At 69.3% G+C, this 15,216-nt stretch carries 14 protein-coding genes and 1 tRNA gene; 8 read left to right on the top strand and 7 right to left on the bottom strand.

Going from position 1 to position 15,216, the window contains the following annotated elements; all coding sequences use genetic code 11:
- Positions 1–5: 5 nt before the first annotated feature.
- Positions 6–458, bottom strand: a complete 453-nt coding sequence (locus tag N803_RS06665; protein ID WP_035903646.1) for an SCP2 sterol-binding domain-containing protein — start codon at positions 456–458, stop codon at positions 6–8.
- Positions 459–583: 125 nt separating this feature from the next.
- Here N803_RS06665 and N803_RS06670 point away from each other — a divergent pair, with 125 nt between their 5' ends.
- Positions 584–1,354: a maleylpyruvate isomerase family mycothiol-dependent enzyme gene (locus tag N803_RS06670; protein ID WP_084764174.1), complete on the top strand. Its 771-nt coding sequence runs from the start codon at positions 584–586 to the stop codon at positions 1,352–1,354.
- A gap of 78 nt (positions 1,355–1,432) precedes the next feature.
- Here the strand turns inward: N803_RS06670 and topA are convergent, their stop codons facing one another.
- From topA to N803_RS06685, 3 genes are all read right to left on the bottom strand, one after another.
- Positions 1,433–4,246: a type I DNA topoisomerase gene (gene topA / locus N803_RS06675; RefSeq protein WP_035903648.1), complete on the bottom strand. Its 2,814-nt coding sequence runs from the start codon at positions 4,244–4,246 to the stop codon at positions 1,433–1,435.
- 84 nt (positions 4,247–4,330) lie between these two features.
- Positions 4,331–5,185: a shikimate dehydrogenase gene (aroE, locus tag N803_RS06680; RefSeq protein ID WP_035903649.1), complete on the bottom strand. Its 855-nt coding sequence runs from the start codon at positions 5,183–5,185 to the stop codon at positions 4,331–4,333.
- 43 nt (positions 5,186–5,228) lie between these two features.
- Complete coding sequence (locus N803_RS06685) at positions 5,229–6,284, bottom strand: NAD(P)-dependent alcohol dehydrogenase (RefSeq protein ID WP_084764178.1); 1,056 nt, start codon at positions 6,282–6,284, stop codon at positions 5,229–5,231.
- Between the two features lie 124 nt (positions 6,285–6,408).
- On the opposite strand from N803_RS06685, the gene N803_RS06690 reads away from it, so the two are divergent.
- The 6 genes from N803_RS06690 to N803_RS06715 all read left to right on the top strand — a co-directional run bounded on the left by N803_RS06690 (position 6,409) and on the right by N803_RS06715 (position 12,007).
- Positions 6,409–7,110, top strand: coding sequence for a TetR/AcrR family transcriptional regulator (locus N803_RS06690; protein WP_035903966.1), 702 nt, complete (start codon positions 6,409–6,411; stop codon positions 7,108–7,110).
- Between the two features lie 76 nt (positions 7,111–7,186).
- Positions 7,187–7,993, top strand: a complete 807-nt coding sequence (locus N803_RS06695) for a MerR family transcriptional regulator (RefSeq protein ID WP_052111964.1) — start codon at positions 7,187–7,189, stop codon at positions 7,991–7,993.
- A 180-nt stretch (positions 7,994–8,173) separates the two neighbouring features.
- Positions 8,174–8,830, top strand: a complete 657-nt coding sequence (gene tmk / locus N803_RS06700) for a dTMP kinase (protein WP_035903651.1) — start codon at positions 8,174–8,176, stop codon at positions 8,828–8,830.
- Complete coding sequence (locus tag N803_RS06705; RefSeq protein ID WP_035903654.1) at positions 8,827–9,966, top strand: DNA polymerase III subunit delta'; 1,140 nt, start codon at positions 8,827–8,829, stop codon at positions 9,964–9,966. Before tmk ends, N803_RS06705 begins: the two co-directional genes overlap by 4 nt.
- A 173-nt stretch (positions 9,967–10,139) precedes the next feature.
- The gene (locus N803_RS06710; RefSeq protein ID WP_035903655.1) at positions 10,140–11,687 is read left to right on the top strand and encodes an alpha/beta hydrolase; all 1,548 of its coding nucleotides are present in this window, start codon (positions 10,140–10,142) and stop codon (positions 11,685–11,687) included.
- Between the two features lie 246 nt (positions 11,688–11,933).
- Positions 11,934–12,007: transfer RNA gene (locus N803_RS06715), tRNA-Thr, on the top strand.
- A gap of 191 nt (positions 12,008–12,198) precedes the next feature.
- Here N803_RS06715 and N803_RS06720 read toward each other — a convergent pair.
- Positions 12,199–12,861 carry a lysophospholipid acyltransferase family protein gene (locus N803_RS06720; RefSeq protein ID WP_035903659.1) on the bottom strand — a complete coding sequence of 221 codons (663 nt, stop codon included), beginning with the start codon at positions 12,859–12,861 and terminating at the stop codon, positions 12,199–12,201.
- A 140-nt stretch (positions 12,862–13,001) separates the two neighbouring features.
- Here N803_RS06720 and N803_RS06725 point away from each other — a divergent pair, with 140 nt between their 5' ends.
- Positions 13,002–13,370 carry a VOC family protein gene (locus N803_RS06725; protein ID WP_035903661.1) on the top strand — a complete coding sequence of 123 codons (369 nt, stop codon included), beginning with the start codon at positions 13,002–13,004 and terminating at the stop codon, positions 13,368–13,370.
- A 10-nt stretch (positions 13,371–13,380) separates the two neighbouring features.
- Here N803_RS06725 and N803_RS06730 read toward each other — a convergent pair whose 3' ends face one another.
- Positions 13,381–13,770 carry a thioesterase family protein gene (locus N803_RS06730; protein ID WP_211253471.1) on the bottom strand — a complete coding sequence of 130 codons (390 nt, stop codon included), beginning with the start codon at positions 13,768–13,770 and terminating at the stop codon, positions 13,381–13,383.
- 159 nt (positions 13,771–13,929) lie between these two features.
- Complete coding sequence (locus N803_RS06735) at positions 13,930–15,132, bottom strand: glycoside hydrolase family 15 protein (RefSeq protein ID WP_035903664.1); 1,203 nt, start codon at positions 15,130–15,132, stop codon at positions 13,930–13,932.
- Between the last annotated feature and the right edge of the window lie 84 nt (positions 15,133–15,216).

Here is a 15,216-nt window from a genome sequence, read left to right on the forward strand (position 1 = left end):
TCGGATCAGCCCTTGGGGGTGTCGAACCAGTTCTGGAAGGCCATGGCCGCGCCGAGGTCGCCGCGCGCCTTGATCTTGCCCATCATGACCATCATGGTCGGGTTGCCGGAGCCGGTGATGAGCTTCGCGAACTCGGCCGGGCCGAGCATGATCGAGGTCTTCGGCTCCTCGGTCGGGGACTTCTCGACGGTGCAGGCGCCGTCCTTGACGACGACGGCGTAGGTGTCGTCGGTGCCGCCGGGGCCACCGGTGATGCGCCAGTTGACTCGCGCGTCGGCGCCCTGGGCCTTGTCGGCGTTGAAGAGCACGGGGAAGCGGTCGAAGATCGCATCGAGGATGGACTGACGGTGCTCGCCGCCCATGATCTCGTTGATCTCCTTGTCGGAGAGCTTCTTGACGGTGGCGGCGAACTCGGCCGGGTCCATCGTGGCGAAGGTCGTGGGGTCGATGTCGGTCATCGCGAGGGGTCCTCCTCGTTGAGGTGAATGATCAGCCTCGACCCTACTCGCGGGTAATGAGGCCGACAATGGTTGGGCCACCGTGCCGCCTGTCACACCGGTGCGGGGTCGGGGAGGATGCGGGCATGCGACTCGAGGACCATCTCGCAGGCCTTTCCGATGCGATCGACCACTTGGCTGCACGTGCCGAGCAGGCGGGGCTCGACGCTCCCGTGCCGACCTGCCCGGACTGGACGGTGCGCGATCTCGTCACCCACCAGGGCATGGTGCACCGGTGGGCGACGGCACTCGTCGTGGGCGATGACGCGGTCGCGGCCGATCCCGCGGCCCTCGAGGCGGCAGGCCTGGCCAGCACCGATCCGTTGTCGTGGTTCCGGATGGGCGGCGCTCGTCTGCTGCAGGCCCTCGAACAGGCGCCGGCCGACCTCGATGCCCTCGTCTTCCTCAAGAACGCGCCCCCGGCGCGCCAGTTCTGGGCGCGACGTCAGTGCCACGAGACGACGATCCACGCTGCGGATGCGCTGTCCGCCCGGACATCCCGTATGCCGTCCGCCCACCTCGCGAACCTCGACGCGCCTCTGGCGGCGGACGGGATCGACGAACTCCTCACGGGGTTCCTGCCCAGGTCGAAGTCGCGCCTTCGCTCGGACGACACGGTGCGAATTGCGGTGTGCCCCAGTGATGTTGAGCAGGCGTGGCTCGTGACGGTGAGTGAAGGACCGCCGGTGAGCACCCGGCATACCCGCGAGGATGTGGAGCTGCGCGACGCCGAGGTGACGTTCAGTGGGACCGCTGCCGAGCTCTACCTCGGGTTGTGGAACCGCGGCGACGAGATCACCACCAACGACGCGGACGAGCTCGCGCGGTGGCGTGCGCTCGCCCGCGTCCAGTGGTGACGGTCGGCCCCCAAAGGAGGTGGTGCAGGAGGCGCGGAATGTCGCGCCCCCTGCACCACAGCTGAGTCGAACGGCCGATCAGGCCTTCTTGGTCGCCTTCTTGGCCGTCGCCTTCTTCGCGGCAGCCTTCTTGGTCGTGGCCTTCTTCGTCGTCTTCTTGGCGGCACGCTTGCGCGTCGTCGGGCCCTTGGCGCGCTTCTCGGCGAGCAGCTCGAAGGCGCGCTCCTGGGTCAGCGTCTCGAGGTCGTCGTCGCGGCGCAGGGTCGCGTTGGTCTCGCCGTCGGTGACGTACTCGCCGAACCGGCCGTCCTTCACGACGACCGGCCGGCCCGACACCGGGTCGGGGCCGAACTCCTTGAGCGGCGGCTTGGCGGCGGCCCGACCACGCTGCTTCGGCTGGGCATAGATCGCCTCGGCCTCCTCGAGCGTGATGTCGAAGAGCTGCTGCTCGGTCGTGAGCGAACGCGAGTCCGTGCCCTTCTTGAGGTAGGGACCGTAGCGACCGTTCTGCGCCGTGATCTCGACCTGCTTCTCACCCTCGGTGCCGTCCTCGTTCGTCACCTTCTCGGTGGTGACGCCGACGACGCGGGGGAGGGACAGCAGCTTGAGGGCGGTCTCGAGGTCGAGGGTCGCGAGGTCCATGTCCTTGAAGAGCGACGCCGTGCGCGGCTTGACCTTGTTCTTGCCCTTGAGCGCCGCAACTTCCTCTGGCAGCACCTCGGTGACATACGGCCCATACCGACCGGCCTTGGCGACGATATCGCGACCGTTCTCCGGGTCCTGACCGAGCACGCGCCCGTCGTCGGCGGCCGTCGCGAGCAGTTCGCGCGCCTTCTCCGGCGTCATCTCGTCGGGGGCGATGTCGTCGTTGATCGTGGCCCGGCGCGGAGTCGCAGGTGTGCCGTCAGCGGAAGCCGAGTCGCCGGCATACGCGTCGCTGATCTCCCCGGTCTCGGGGTCGACACCGGCGGGTGCGACCTCCTCGACATAGGGGCCGTAGCGACCGACGCGCACGACGATCCCGTCGCCGATCTCGATCGTGGAGATGCCGCGGGCGTCGATCTCGCCGAGGTCGGCGACGAGGTCGCGCAGGCCCTGGCTCGACCTCGCCTCGTCACCGAAGTAGAAGCGCTTGAGCCACGTCGCCCGCTGCGCGTTGCCGCCGGCGATCTCGTCGAGGTCCTCCTCCATCGAGGCGGTGAAGTCGTAGTCGACGAGACGGGTGAAGTGCTCCTCCATGAGGCGCGTCACCGCGAACGCGAGCCACGACGGCACGAGCGCGTTGCCGCGGTTCGAGACGTAGCCACGGTCCTGGATCGTGCCGATGGTGGAGGCGTAGGTCGACGGACGACCGATGCCCTTCTCCTCCATGGCCTTGACGAGCGTGGCCTCGGTGTAGCGGGCCGGCGGGGAGGTGTCGTGGCCGTCGGCCTCGGCGCGCAGCGTCGTGAGCGCGGTGCTCTCGCCCATCCTGGGGAGGCGACGCTCCTCGTCGGTCGTCGCGTTGCGCTGCTCGTCCCGACCTTCCTCGTATGCCGCGAGGAAGCCTCGGAAGGTGATGACCGTTCCGCTTGCGGTGAACTCGACCCGCTCGGCCGGGGCCTCACGATCGAGCGTCGCGCCGAGCTTGACGGTCGCCGTCGAGCCCTTGGCATCGGCCATCTGTGAGGCGATGGTGCGCTTCCAGATGAGTTCGTAGAGCGCGAACTCGTCGCCGCGCAGCTCGCCGGCAACCTGGGCCGGGGTGCGGAAGCGGTCACCAGCGGGACGGATGGCCTCGTGGGCCTCCTGCGCGTTCTTGACCTTCTTGGCGTAGTTGCGCGGTGCGTCCGGCACGTAGTCGGCGCCATAGAGGTCGCGCGCCTGCTGCCGGGCGGCCGTGAGTGCCGACTGCGACAGGGCGGTCGAGTCGGTACGCATATAGGTGATGTAGCCGTTCTCGTAGAGACGCTGCGCGACACGCATGGCGTTCTTCGAGGAGAGACGGAGCTTGCGGGACGCCTCCTGCTGGAGGGTCGACGTGGTGAAGGGCGCGCTCGGGCGACGCGTGTAGGGCTTCTCGGCGACCGACGTGACGGTGACGTCGGCGGCCATGACGGCGTGGGCGATGCCCGTGGCCGTGCCCTCGTCGAGGTGGGCGACGTCGCCCTTGAGACGGCCGTCGTCACCGAAGTCACGACCCGTGGCGACCCGGCGGCCATCGACACCCGTGAGGCGGGCGGTGAAGGCCTGCGACTCGGCGCCCGGCGTGAACTCACCCTCGACGTCCCAGTAGTTGGCCGAGCGGAAGGCCATGCGCTCGCGCTCGCGCTCGACGACCATGCGGGTCGCGACGGACTGGACGCGGCCGGCGGACAGGCCGGCCTTGACCTTGCGCCACAGGACCGGCGAGATCTCGTAGCCGTAGAGGCGGTCGAGGATGCGGCGCGTCTCCTGGGCGTCCACGAGGGCGGTGTCGAGGTCGCGGGTATTGGCGGCCGCGCGCTGGATGGCCTCCTTGGTGATCTCGTGGAACACCATGCGCTTGACCGGAACCCGCGGCTGGAGCGTCTCGAGGAGGTGCCAGGCGATGGCCTCGCCCTCGCGGTCCTCATCAGTGGCGAGGTAGAGCTCGTCGGCGTTCTTGAGCGCCGCCTTGAGCTCACGGACCTTCTTCTTCTTGTCCGCGTCGACGACGTAGTAGGGCTCGAAGTCGTTGTCGACATCGACACCGAAGCGGCCGAACGGGCCCTTCTTGATGTCGGCGGGCATCTCCGACGGGGTCGGGATGTCGCGGATGTGGCCGACGGACGCCTCGACGTCCCAGTCGGCGCCGAGATATCCGGCGATGGTCTTGGCCTTGGCGGGGGACTCGACGATGACGAGCTTGCGACCCGTGCCTGCTGGACTCATGGGGCATCGATCCTGTCTGTCACCTCGTGCAGCGGATTCGTCGCTGCTCCGACGAGGGAACGTCAGTGACGGTACAGGTAGGTGTCAATCCGGCGAATCCAGCCCCAACACCTCGGACAGCCTCGACCTCATCGCCGCGCGGTCCGGATTCACGCCGTGCCACAGCTCGATCGCGATGGCGCCCTGGGCGACGAGCATGCCGAGTCCGTCGAGCGTCTGCGCCTTCCGTTGCGCTGCCGCGCGCAGGTATGCCGTCCGCGGAGGATTCGGGATGACGTCCGCTACCAGCAGCTCGGGTCTCAGGCTGTCGGGGTCGATGTCGACGAGGGCCTGGTCGTCGCCCAACCCAACCGACGTGGCGTTGACGACGACATCGGCACTGGACGGGACGGCATACCGGCTCGTCCAGGGCTGGAAGTCCGCCTCCGCATCGGTACGGTCGGCGACGAGCTGTGCGAGCGCTTCTCCGCGGACGGCGTTGCGGTTGACGACGGTGATGCGGGCGGCGCCGGCGAGGGCCGACTCGACGGCAATGGCGCGCCCGGCCCCACCGGCGCCGAGGACGACGATGTGCGTGCCACCGGGGTGGCGGTACTCGCGCATCGCCTCGACGAAGCCCTGGCCATCGGTGTTGTGGCCCGTGAGGGATCCGTCGTGGATCGTCACGCAGTTGACGGCACCGATGAGCTCGGCCGACTCGGCGAGCTGGTCGAGGTGGTCGATGACGGCGACCTTGTGGGGCATCGAGCAGTTGAAGCCGACCCAGCCCATGGCGCGGGCGCCGGAGATCGCGTCGGCGAGGTCGGCGCTGCTGACGTCGACATTGAGGTAGCGGGCGTCGAGGCCTGCCGCCTCGTAGGCGGCTTCCATCATGGCGACGGTCGGGTTGTCGTCGGCGGGGGAGGAGAAGGAGCCGGTGAGGACGCTGAGGAAGCCCATGCCCCACCCTCCCACCGGAGCGGCATCGTGGGGGAGGGGTGGATCAAGGGATGACGAGGGACTTGCCCCGCGCGTGGAACTCGCCCTGACGACGGAGCACCTCGGGTGCGTCCTCGAGCGACCAGCGCTGCTCGATGAGGGGCTCGAGGCGACCGGATGCCACCTGCTCCGCGAGCCACGCGATGTCGTCGGTGTTGCGGCTCGCGATCCGGAACGCCGGGGCGCTCTGGCTGGCGAAGGCGAACTGGATCGGGATGGCGAGCATGCGGGGCAGCGGTTTGAGCCACTTCGTCTTCGGCGACGTGACGGAGACGTAGGTGCCGTCCCGGTTGAGCAGGCGGCGGGCTTCGCGGAGTGACAGCGTGCCGGCGTTGTCGAAGAAGACGTCGAACGTGTCGCCGAGTGACCGGACATCCTCGCGCGTGTAGTCGACGACGCGGTCCGCGCCACGGGCCAGTGCCGCCTCGACGTTTCCGGTGCTGCAGACGGCGGTGACGTGCGAGGCGCCGAGGATCTTCGCGAGCGGGACGGCGAAGCTGCCCACTCCACCGGAGGCCCCTGCGATGAGGACGCGCTGACCCTCCCGCAGTCCGCCCCAGTCGCGCAGGCCCTGGAGTGCCGTCTCGGCCGCGACGCCGAGGGTCGTGGCCTGCTCGTGGGTCACGCCGTCGGGCTTGGGGAGCCACCAGTCCTCCGGGGCGAGGGCGTACTCCGCGAACCCGCCACCGTCGATCTCGCCGAAGACCTCGTCGCCGACGGCGTGCCGGGTCACGCCTTCGCCGATGGCCACGACAATGCCGGCGGCATCCGCGCCGGGGATGGTGCGGTTCGGACGACGGAGCCCGAGGGCCGGGCGGGAGAACATCGGCAGCCCCGTCGTGTAGTGCCAGTCGAGAGCGTTGACCGACGACGCCGCGACCTTGACGAGCACCTCGCCCGGGCCGGGCGTCGGCGTCGGGATCGTGCGCACCGAGACGACGTCCTCGGGTGCTCCGTACTTCTCGAACCACGCTGCCCGCATCGTCGCGGGGATCGCTGGGTTCGCTGCAGCGGGTGCCGCGCTCTGGGTGTCCACTGCCTGTTGCTGGGTCTGTTCCATGACCGACCTCCCGGTCCTGTGGCGACGCTGCTCGCCGCCTACTTACGGCGTAAGGTATTACTTACGCCGTAAGTGAGCAATGGCCCGTGAGGACTACGATGCGCAGCGACAGGAGGGAGGACGCGTGACCAGTACCGCGCGGAGCACGAGCAGGCGGCCGCTGAGCCGCGACCGCGTCCTCCGCCGTGCCGTGAAGCTGGCCGACACCTCCGGTCTCGCAGCCGTGTCGATGCGCCGCCTCGGGCAGGACCTCGGCGTCGAGGCGATGTCGCTCTACAACCACGTCAAGGGCAAGGAAGCCCTCCTCGACGCGATGGTCGAGCACGTCGGGGCCGAGCTCAACGCCGAGGTCGACGCACTCGACCTGCCCGACCCGGCCCAGGATTGGGCCGCAGCCCTGCGCGCCCGCTCCCTCGCTGCCCGCGTCGTCATGCTGCGCCACCCGTGGATGCCGACCGTGCTCGAGAGCCGCACGACGATGAGCCTCGAGATCGTCCGCTACTACGACGGCGTCGTCGCGATCCTCACGGCCGGCGGCTTCGACCACGACCTCACCCACCACTGCCTCCATGCCCTGGGCAGTCGAGTCCTCGGCTTCACTCAGGAGCTCTTCGACCCCGGCGACACGGGTGAGGACACGTCCGAGGAGGTCATGGCCCAGATGGCGCAGGCCGTCCCGAACCTCATGGCCATGCTGGCCGAGGTCGCCCACGACGAGCCGGGCCAGACCCTCGGGTGGTGTGATGACCAGACCGAGTTCGAGTTCGGGCTCGACGTCCTGCTCGATGGTCTCGAACGACGCAGGGTGAGCCGCACGCGAAAGTGAGCGGACGGCATACCGGACGCAGTTGGTTTCGAAAGCGACTTGACCCTCACGCGACGTGAGGCGCGACGGTGGATGCATGACCACACGGACGACGATTCGAGAGACTGTGGGCGTGCTCGACAACGACGAGATGCTCACGGTCGGTGAGGTTGCGCAGACCTTCGGCGTGACGGTGCGAACGCTGCACCACTACGACGAGATCGGACTGCTCAGCCCGTCCGAACGCAGCCACGCCGGCTACCGCCTCTACACCGGGGAGGACCTCGAACGGCTGGCGACGATCGTCACCTACCGACGGCTCGACCTGCCCCTCGACGAGGTGGCGGCGCTGCTGCGCGGTGACGGTTCGACGCTGGAGCACCTCAAGCGCCAGCGCGACGCGGTCATGGAGAAGGTCGAGGAGCTGCACGAGCTCGTCGACGCGATCGACCGAGCATTGGAGAGAGAGATGAACGAGCAGCCCGCCACGACCGAGGACCTCAAGGAGATCTTCGGCGACGGCTTCAAGGACGAGTACCAGGCCGAGGCGCAGGAGCGCTGGGGCGACACCGACGCGTGGAAGCAGTCGTCTCGTCGCACGAAGGGCTACACCAAGTCAGATTGGGAGCGGATCAAGGCCGAGATGGAGTCGGTGGGTGCACTCATGGTCGCGGCCAAGCGGGCCGGTGAGCCGGCGACGAGCGAGGCGGCGATGGATGCCGCCGAGGCCGCGCGTCTGCACATCGACACGTGGTTCTACGAGTGCTCGCCGGAGTTCCATCGCAACCTCGGTGACCTCTATGTGGGCGACCCGCGCTTCATGAAGACGTATGAGGACCAGGAGCCGGGGCTCGCGCAGTACACGCGGGACGCGATCCACGCGAACGCCGACCGCCACGCCTGAGTGCTCCACTTTTGCTCCCCATGAGGGAACCTGAAGGGTCCGGAGGCTTACGTTGCCTCCGGACCCTTCATGTTCCCTCCGGTCACGCTCTGCTCGGCAACAACGATCCGGTATGCCGTCCGCTCGCCTTCGCGACCGCCGCACCTCCGCCTGTCCTCGCGCTCGCCTAGGCTCAGGCGGGTGAGCGGACAGGGACTCTTCATCGCCTTCGAGGGCGGCGACGGCGCGGGCAAGTCGACGCAGGTGCGCCTGCTTGCCTCGGCGTTGGAGTCGGCCGGGCGGGAGGTCGTCGTCACGCGCCAGCCCGGTGGGACCGAGCTGGGCAGTGCCATCCGCGACCTCGTCCTCCATGGTGACCACGTGTCACCGCGCGCCGAAGCCCTGCTCTTCGCCGCCGACAAGGCACACCACGTCGACGAGCTCATCCGGCCGGCGATCGCGCGGGGCGCCGTGGTCGTGACTGACCGCTACACGGACTCGTCGGTGGCCTATCAGGGGGCCGGACGTGACCTCGGTGCGGTCGAGGTCCACGACCTGCAGATGTGGGCCGTCGACTCGCTCGTCCCCGACCTCACCGTCATCGTCGACGTGTCGGCGGAGGAGGGGCGCCGTCGCCGGGGCGAGGTCCACGACCGGCTCGAGTCCGAGGCCGACTCGTTCCACGACGCGATCCGGCAGCACTTCCTCGCAATGGCGCAGGGGGCGCCGGAGCGCTACCTCGTCGTCGACGGCACGCTCGATCCCGACGAGATCCACGCGGCGATCATGGGTCGGCTGACGTCGTCCGGGCTGCTCGGCGAGGTTTCCGCTGACCCGCTTGGGGACGTGGCGCCGTGACCGTGTGGCGCGACGTCATCGGTCAGGAGGCGGCCGTGGCGACCCTGTCGAAGGCAGTGTCCGAGCCGGGCGCGATGACCCACGCCTGGCTCTTCACCGGCCCGCCCGGTTCGGGTCGTTCGGTTGCGGCGCGCGCCTTCGCAGCGGCTTTGCAGTGCCCGACCGGTGGGTGCGGCGAGTGCCGCGAATGCCGGACCGCAGCCGACGGCACCCACGCCGACGTCGACGTCATCGCCACCGAAGGCCTCTCGATCAAGGTCGAGCAGGCCCGCGACCTCGTCGCGCTCGCGGCACACCGACCGTCCGTCGGCAGGTGGCGCGTCATCATCGTCGAGGACGCCGACCGCCTCACCGAGCGTGCCGCCGACGCGCTCCTCAAGGCCCTCGAGGAGCCGACACCGCGCACCGTGTGGATGCTCTGCGCGCCGTCCGTCGAGGACGTCATCATCACGATCCGCTCGCGCTCGCGGCACGTGCGGCTGCGCACTCCGTCGGTCGAGGCCGTCGCGGACCTGCTCGTCCGCCGGGACGGGATCGACCCGCCCATGGCCATGTATGCCGCCCGCGCGGCTCAGTCCCACGTCGGCCTCGCGCGCCGGTTGGCTCGCGACGAGAACGCCCGCATCCGGCGGCACGACACCATCACGCTCGCCGCGAAGATTCGGTCCGTCGGCGATGCCATTGATGCCGCGTCGGACCTGTCGACGATCGCGACGGAGGAGTCGCAGGCCTCGTCAGCCGAGCGTGATGCCGCGGAGCGCGCCAAGCTCATGGAGATCCTGGGCGCGGACCCCTCGGCTCGGACCCAGCCGCCGCACATCCGCTCGCAGTTGTCGTCGCTGGAGAAGGAACAGAAGGCTCGAGCCACCCGCTTCGCCCGCGACATGGTCGACCGCGCCTTGGTCGACCTGCTCTCGGTCTATCGCGACTCCCTGGTCCTGCACACCAAGGCGCCCACCGCACTCGTCAACGAGGACGCCCGCGGCACGGTCGAGCAGGTGGCGCAGCTGCTCCCTCCTGAGCGGGTCCTCCTCGCCATGGACGCCATCGGCACTGCGCGGGAGCGGATCGCCGCCAACGTCCAGCCACTCCTCGCACTCGAGGCCATGGCCCTCGACCTCCGCCTCCCGCGCTGAGGCCGGCCGGGGTGCGGGCGCTGGCCGCGCCGACCGGAGGGAACCTGAAGGGCCCGGAGGGCTATGAAGCCTCCGGACCCCGCACCTTCTCGCATGGGGAGCAAATGTGGAGGCGGGGTGGAGCGCGACGGGGGCGGACGGCATACCCAGAAACGACCCGTAGGGTCGTCGGCATGCGTCGTCGCCTGGCCTCCTCCGCCCTCCTCGTCTCGGCCGCCCTCGTCCTGTCCGGGTGCACGTCGATCGGCGATCTGTTCGGGAGCGACGCCACGCCGTCGCCCGCGGCGAAGCAGACGCCGCCGGCGGGCATGGAGGGGATGGAGAAGTTCTATGAGCAGGACCTCACGTGGGAGCGCTGCGACGGTGGTCAGTGCACCAAGCTGACGGTTCCGCTGGACTACTCGAAGCCGGACGGAGACACGATCCAGATCTCGGTCCTGCGGGTTCCGGCGCGCAAGCAGTCGCAGCGGATCGGCTCGCTCGTCGTCAACCCGGGCGGGCCCGGTGGGTCGGGTGTCGACTACGCGCGCGCGGCCGACTTCATCGTGGGTTCCGCTGTGCGCCAGCGGTTTGACGTCGTCGGCTTCGACCCGCGAGGTGTCGGTCGGTCGGCGCCGATCGACTGCCTGAGCGACTCCGAGCTCGACACGTTCCTCGGGGGAGAGCAGACGCCGGACGATGCTGCCGAGGAGCAGGCGTTCGCGGACAACGCCAAGAACTTTGCCGAGAAGTGCGGCGCCAACGCCGGTCCGCTGCTCGGGCACGTCTCGACCGTGGATGCGGCCAAGGACATGGACATCCTGCGGGCGCGGCTCGGGGAGAAGAAGCTGACCTATCTCGGGAAGTCCTACGGGACGTACCTCGGCGCAACCTATGCCGACCTCTTCCCGCAGCTCGTCGGTCGGTTCGTCCTCGATGGAGTCGTCGCTCCCGACCTCACGTCGCAGGAGGTCAACCTCGGCCAGGCCAAGGGCTTCGAGACCGCCACCCGCGCGTGGGCGCAGTTCTGCATCGATGGCGGCGACTGTCCGCTCGGGGGGTCCGTCGATGCGGTGATGCAAGGGCTCCGCGACTTCCTGCAGCGCGTCGACAAGGAGCCGCTGTCCACGACGGGCGACACGGCCGTGACCGCGCTGACCGAGGGCTGGGCGTCGACCGGGATCGCCGCTGCGATGTATGACCAGGGCATGTGGGACACGCTCGTCGAGGCGATGCGGGCCGCGCTCAAGGGCGACGGGTCCGAGCTCATGGGGTTGGCCAACACGTACGCCGACCGGGTCCCGAACGGCGGCTACTCCGGCAACATCATGGAGGTCATCTACGCCGTCAACTGCCTCGACAAGCCCGAGTCCGCGTCGATCCCGGAGCACGAGGCTGCGGCGAAGGCGTCCCTCGCCGAGGCGCCGACGTGGGGTCCCTTCCTGGCGTGGTCGTCGATGACGTGTGGCTCGTGGCCGGTCAAGACCGAGCGCTCGACGGAGCCTCCTCGCAAGGTCACCGCCGAGGGTGCCGACCCGATCGTCGTCGTGGGGACGACTCGTGACCCGGCGACGCCCTACGAGTGGTCGGTGCGGCTGCACGACCAGCTCGCCAAGTCGTCGCTCATCACTTTTGACGGGGACGGGCACACGGCATACATGCGCTCGAACGAGTGCGTCGACGAGCCGATCGACGAGTACTACCTCACCGGGAAGGTGCCGCAGGACGGGCTGAAGTGCTGACGTCCTGATCTCGGGTGGGCCGGTGGACATGCAATGGGTATGCCGGCCGCTCACCTTTCGTGTTCAACTCGTGTTCCTGGGGAGGCTGAGTGTGGGTGGAGTCGTGGCCATTGCATGTCCGGCGGCCCGGTGTGGCGTGGGTGGGGTCCGGTGGGGCTGGGTTGGCTGGCTGCTCGGCCCCGATTTCGGGATCGGCCCGGGTTGTTCGTATACTCGTCCGGCGTGCTCGACCTCGTCGCGCACCACGCCGCTTTAGCTCAGTCGGCCAGAGCGATTCACTCGTAATGAATAGGTCATCGGTTCGATTCCGATAAGCGGCTCAGATGGCGCCCCCGACTTCGGTCGGGGGCGTTTCTGCTTCCCGCGAAGCGTGCACGGCGTGCGGCAAAGGTCCCAAGGTCGCTGGTGTCGTGCGGGGATCTGATCCGTCGGACGGGATCGAGCGTCCTGTGCCGCGCACGGTGCTCAGGTCCCAGCTCACGGTCGTTCGGAGTACCACGTCGGAAGCGAGTCAGCGGGTATGCCACATCTCCTTGGCGTGGGCGATCTCGGCGCGGATGGCGTCCATGATCGCGTCGGTCGCCTCACGCGCGGCCGCTTCATCGGTGCGCCCCACCCACGCTGACAGATCGACCGGCGCGCCCACGGACAGGCACGCCGTGTGGCGGTGCCAGATGTGCTCGTTGCCCTGCTTCGGCCCCCACGTACCCACGGGGATCACCGGCGCCTCCGGGTGTCGCAACGCCAACCGCGCCGCCCCGGTCCGCGCCGGTCCGGGCATGCCATCGGGTTCGGTCGTCAGCCGCCCCTCGGGATAGAGCGCCACCAAGTGCCCCTTGGCCAAGTGCTCCGAAGCCGCATCCAGCGCCGCCGCAGCCGCAGCCGTCCCTCGCGCCACCGGGATCTGCCCGGTCGCGCGCGCCAGGGCTCCCACTCCAGGCCACCCGAACACCTCCTGCATCGCCAGGAAGTGCGGGAACCGCCGATGCCCGATCGCCGCGCGAGCCACGGCCAGGGGATCCGTCATCGTCAGGTGGTTCGCCACGAGAATGACCGGCCCGGTCCGCGGCACCGAACCCGACGTCCGGAACCGCACGCGGTGAGCCACCCCTGCAGCCGCCCACACCAAGGCGAACCCCGCCGCGTTCTTGAGGTGCTGCCTGGGAGTCACCATGAAGCCACCATGCTGCCAATCCTCACCCACATGGACCTGTCGCGCCGCCGATCCGGGTGCCAGACTCAAACCGCCAAGATGCGACACCCCCGAGCGGTCGCCGAGCCGGCGGCTGCCACCGACCGAGGAGATGGCACGACATGGCACACGGCGACATCACGCACGTCGACATCCCGAGCAGCGACTTCGAGCGCTCGAAGGCGTTCTACTCCGGGCTGTTCGGATGGGAGATCAACGAGTACCCCGGCTACGAGGGCTACCCCATGTGGCGCGCCCCGAACGAGATCAGCGGCGGCGGACTCGCACCTCGCGACGACACGTTCACACAGCCGCGCTCCACCGTCGAGGTCGACTCGATCGACGACACCCTCGCCAAGGTTCGCGAGCAGGGCGGCAAGGTCACCATGGAGAAGCAGCCGATCAGCGAGACGAGCTGGTGGGCGACGTTCGAGGATCCGGACGGCAATTCGATCGGCCTCTACGAAGGCGTCACCGACACCGGCTCCTGACCGGCTTCGGTCAGCCGAGCCGCGCGAGGAAGCGGTCGGTGTCGACGACCACGCGCGTCACCTCTCCCGTGGCGACAAGCTTCCCGTCCGTATGCCGTCCGCTCACCCTGAAGCGGTGCAGTCGCCCATCGCGGTGGGTCGGGTCTGCGGTCACGATGACCTCGGCTCCCACCGGTGAGGCGGCGGAGTGCTCGAGCGAGATGCGCGTGCCGACGCTCGTGCGCCCGTCATCCAGTGCGGGTTCGAGAGCGGCGCAGGTCGCGGCCTCGCACCACGCGAGCAGGCGCGGCGTCGCGAGCACCGGCAGCGAACCCGACCCCAGGGCTGCCGCAGTGTCCGACTCGCCGACCACAAACGTCAGCTCGACCGAAACGGGTCCCTCACCCTGCACGTCGCTCATGGCGGCGAGTCTGGCAGAGGGCGCCCAACACGTGCGCCGGTCGCGCGACCGGCGCACGAGTTGGTGACCGGCGCTCGCATGACTGCGCCGGTCACCACGGTCTGCGCCGGTCGCGCGACCGGCGCTGAGGTTGCTGTGGTTGTGCGACAGGCTGGCGAGTCAGGCAGGGTCGAGCTCGTCGAGGGTGAGGAGCACGAGTGCCGCGGTCCAGAGCAGCGGCGCCGGCCCCGCCGGGTTGCCCGACCGGTTCACCTTCTCCGGCAGGGACCCCCAGGTCGTGCGGTGCTCGTCGAGCCAGTCCAGCCAGTGGCGAGCGATCTCGGAGCGGCCAGAAGCTGCCGCGGTGTACGCCACGAGTGCTGTCTCGGGGGTCCACGACGTCCCGTCGTTCTTCCACCCGGCTCCCGGCGCGAGCCCTCCCGATGATCGAGCAGCTGTCCGCTGATACGCCAGCCAACGGGACGCAACCCGCTTGTCGGCCGGCCCGAACGGCGGCATGAGCATCGCCACCGCTGCATCCAACCCGCCACTGTCGCCGAACCGCTCGTACTCCGGCCCCATCTCCGAACGTACCTGTGCCGCAAGCCTTTTCGCGATCGGTCCCGCTATGGACCGTTCGCGATCGGTTCCGGTCGAGGCCACTGCACGCAGGCCCGCAACCATCGGCGCCACCGTCCCCAACGAGGTCCGCGTCACCGACAGCTCCCAGTAGTCCGGCGACGGCGGAGGCAGCCGCCACCCACTCCACGTGAGGGTCATGAGGTTCGTCAGACACTTCGATCGCAGCCCCGCAGCCGAGGTCGGCAGCGACGCCTTCGACACCGCGCCCAGCGCCCACAGCACCCACCCGCATCCGTCCGACTGGGGCCCGCGCGGGTCGAGCGTCACGCGCTCACCGCCGAGCAGATACCGGGCGTCGAACCCCTTGTCCTCGTCGAACGGCAACCGCGCCAGCACATCGACGAGGTGCCGAGCGTCCTCGTGGTGCCCCGTGCGGTCGAGGGCCACGACGAGGAAGGCACCGTCACGCGGCCAGAAGTAGTCCCAGTGCGCCGCCGCACCCGCCGCCGGAGCCCCACCGGCAACTCGTCCGCTGAGCAGCATCTGACGAATGTCGATGAGCGCCCACCGACTCATCGACTCCCACCGCGTCCCCGCACCGGGCAGGCGTCCGTGCTCGACCCACTCGCGCGCCTCCTTGGCGATGGCAGCGCCGTCCGGGTCCCGGTCGGTGACGCGGAATCCCGGCGTGGTCGCCATCTGCGGCTCGGCCCACTGGGTCTCCGACGTCGCCCTGGTGCCGCACGCGGCGAGGAGGATGGCGCACATCGCAGCGACCATCCACCGCAGCCCAGCGCGCATGCTGCCACCTCCCTCGATTCGGCGAACTTACGCCGCGGGGAGGTGCGTTGTCTCAGGAACGTGAGTGGGCGGCATACCAAGAAC

The organism is Knoellia subterranea KCTC 19937, from assembly GCF_000768685.1.
GTDB lineage: Bacteria > Actinomycetota > Actinomycetes > Actinomycetales > Dermatophilaceae > Knoellia > Knoellia subterranea.